The following is a 3,009-nucleotide window of genomic DNA, read 5'->3' as shown; positions in this document are numbered from 1 at the left end:
CAAGATTGACAACCTCGACATCATCATGGGCGGACCCGTTCCCCCCAATCCTGCCGAGCTCATTGCCTCGGCCGAGACCGACAGGCTCTTCGAACAGCTCAAGGAAAGGTACGACTTCATCATCATAGACACCCCGCCTGTGGGCCTGGTCACCGACGCCTTCCTGTTGATGAAGTATACCGACGCCAACATCTTCATCGTGCGCCAGAACTTCACCCACAAGAAAGTGTTCGGATCCATCATCAAGGATGTGGAGTCGCGCAAGATCCCCAACGTGTGCATCCTGATCAACGACGTGAAGCTGGGCCGCTCGTCGTATGGCTACGGCTACGGCTATGGTTATGGTTACGGATATGGTTACGGCTACGGCTATTACACCGATGACCGGGAGATGGAGAAGAAGAAGTCGGTTATTAAGCGGATTTTCAATATGTAGTTGGAAATTGGAAGTTGGAAGTTGGAAGTTGGAAATTTAACGATTCACACCAAAATTTGGAAATTTACAGAGCCCGCCGTATATTTGATCATTCAGGGATATCCATTTCCAAAAGTCGGGTTTTTACCCATTGACATCGAGATCATAATAAACTAATTTGCAGGTCTAAACCCTAAGAGAACTAATAAATTACGACTACTATGAACTCAGCTGTAAAGGTATTTATAGCAGATGATAACGAGCTCATTAAACAAGGCATATCTTCCTGGCTGAGAGGTGCCCCAGGATTTAAACTCATCGAAAAGGCATGTTACTGGGATGAGTTCGTTGCAAAATCAAAACCGCATAAATATCTCATCGTAATCAGTACTATTCAATGGATCCAGAATGAAGGAAGGGCTGATTTCAAGGAATACATGAAATCGAACCCCTCGATAAAATACATAGTGATTTTCAATAATCTGGAAGTCCAGAACATATCGGAGCTCTTGCAATTGGGGATAAAGGGATTCATAAGCAATTCCACAACCAGGGAAGAGTTCATCCAGGCGCTGGAAAAGGTGCATGAGGGAAATCACTACTTTTCATCAACAATTTTCCAGTCTTCATTTTCCGACATGGATGTGGAAATGGGGGCCGGGGAGAAAGAGAGTGCCAGTCATTTAACCAACCGTGAAGCAGAAGTCCTCGAGATGATCAGCCATGGGCTGACTACGAAGGAGATTGCCGATCGGCTCGACATCAGCAAAAGGACTGTCGATGGACACAGGGCACGGTTGTTAAGCAAGATTGGCGTAAAGAACACAGCCGGGCTGGTCAGGTATGCGTTGGGACACAGGATCCTGAAAGACAACTAATACCGGGCCTGCCGATTATTTATTGACCAAAATCCAATAACTGCGGTTCATATGATCCCGCCTTCGAGATGCGGATATATGGGCCGCTTTCGTAACATGTCACCCCGGGCGAGCATATCATCACTGGCCATCTGCCTGCTGCTGGCTTTGACCACAACCGTCTTTTCGCAGCCTTATACCAGGGTGCTTTCCCGGGCCAGCCGCAACATTGACCTGTCTTCTTATGCCCGGGCGCGCCAGGAGCTGGCTGCAGAGGCCCTGCTGGGCTCCCTGGAGCAGCTGGGTGTTGAAAACCCGCCGCCGGTTGACTATTTCCTTGAGAAATTCCGGGAAGAAAAAGCCCTGTTCCGGCAGTTCGAGGATTTCCGCGTGGCCGGCGGGCATTACGAGCTGGTGGAGGACTCACTGCTCGGGGAGAAGAAGTATTATAACCAGTTGAACCAGCTGGTTTTGGAGATGAGCCTCTCCGTGTCGGTTTACCGGCACGGCAGCGGTCCGGACCCCGCCTTCACCTTCAATGTGGCCGGCATAGACGATGTTTACCGTCAGGGTGAATTCCTGCGCTTCGTGTTCACGCCGCAGCGCAACGGGTACCTGAACATCATATGGGTTTCCCCCGCAGGGGCGCACCTGCTGTATCCTTTCACCGGCTGTGTGCTGGATTCGCACAACGACGATGCTGGTTACCTCTTTGAAGGCCGGAGGTCGGCTTTCTTCCCCCTGGCCAGGGCCTTTGGCGAGGGTTATTCGCTCGACCAGGAAGAGCCTGCGGAAGAAGGGGCGCCGGTCCTCCTGCTGTTCGTTTACACCCGTAACCTGCTGGTGCTGGATGCCGGTGACAGCCTGGAAGGCTGGATGCGCGCCATTTTCGCGGTCCCCATGCCCGAAAAGAGCCTGCAGCAGCATGGTTTCAGGATCTATCCCGCCGATTGAACCAAAACGGGGAAATAATTGTTAATTTTTTACAACCTTAACTTCGCTGATTTAACCAGCCTATTCTTGTAATTTACCAAAGAGTCCACCGCGCCCCTGTTCGGGGCGCGGTGGTTTTTTGAGATGCCATCCCGGGGTTTTCCCCTCCCTAACCCCTTGAATATCAAGGGCCAATTTGGGGGATTTTGATGGGTTGCCATCTCACCCCCTTCACACCCCTAAAACCACCGCCTGTCAAGGATTAGCAGAGAAAAAACACGCAAAAGTAGCTGTTTCTACATTGCTGATTTACTGGTATTTAAAAAACAGAGCAAACTGCACCCTTCAATATTGCGCCGTTTACAGGCGTTTCTGAAAGATCGGTCTGCCCGGACTGGCGGTGTGCACTTGATTTTTCGCCGTATATGCCGTATATTAGTAATAACGAAGCTTTTAAAGGCTTTATCGCTGTACCCTAACCCATTCAAAACATAACATCATAAAAAACATGGCCTTACTGACCCTGCTGAGCGTGCTTGCATTCGTTTCAACAGGGCAAGACCCGCAATGGACGCAGCAAAGCTCGCCCATTGGCGACGATTTCGTTTCCCTGAGCATCGTCGACGAGATGCACGTGTGGATTGCCGGTGTATCGGGTAATCTTTTGTATACCGAAGACGGGGGGGAGCACTGGATTGTGCAGAACGTCTTCCCGAAGTACCATTTTGAAAGCATTTGTTTCAGCGACAGCCAGCACGGTTGTGTTGTAGGCTGGGGCGGGGAGCTTATTGACAGCACCGTGGT

The 3,009-nt window shown here is 50.5% G+C and carries 4 protein-coding genes; all 4 read left to right on the top strand.

Going from position 1 to position 3,009, the window contains the following annotated elements; genetic code table 11:
* Positions 1 to 436: hypothetical protein (locus V2I46_09650; protein MEE4177762.1), on the top strand; the 436-nt coding region annotated here is incomplete at its 5' end.
* Positions 437 to 636: 200 nt separating this feature from the next.
* Positions 637 to 1,293, top strand: a complete 657-nt coding sequence (locus V2I46_09645; protein ID MEE4177761.1) for a response regulator transcription factor — start codon at positions 637 to 639, stop codon at positions 1,291 to 1,293.
* A 51-nt stretch (positions 1,294 to 1,344) separates the two neighbouring features.
* Positions 1,345 to 2,226, top strand: coding sequence for a hypothetical protein (locus tag V2I46_09640; GenBank protein ID MEE4177760.1), 882 nt, complete (start codon positions 1,345 to 1,347; stop codon positions 2,224 to 2,226).
* A 487-nt stretch (positions 2,227 to 2,713) separates the two neighbouring features.
* On the top strand, positions 2,714 to 3,009 hold a 296-nt coding region (locus V2I46_09635), incomplete at its 3' end, for a YCF48-related protein (GenBank protein ID MEE4177759.1).

The sequence above is a fragment of the Bacteroides sp. genome (genome assembly GCA_036351255.1).
Lineage (GTDB): Bacteria > Bacteroidota > Bacteroidia > Bacteroidales > UBA7960 > UBA7960.
Note: the sequence above shows the minus strand (reverse complement) of the source record. Positions and strands in the feature narration are given on the sequence as shown.

Excerpts from the sequence above, each read along its gene's own strand:
- V2I46_09645 (MEE4177761.1), top strand. The coding sequence starts at position 637 with ATGAACTCAGCTGTAAAGGTATTTATAGCAGATGATAACGAGCTCATT.
- V2I46_09640 (MEE4177760.1), top strand. The coding sequence starts at position 1,345 with ATGATCCCGCCTTCGAGATGCGGATATATGGGCCGCTTTCGTAACATG.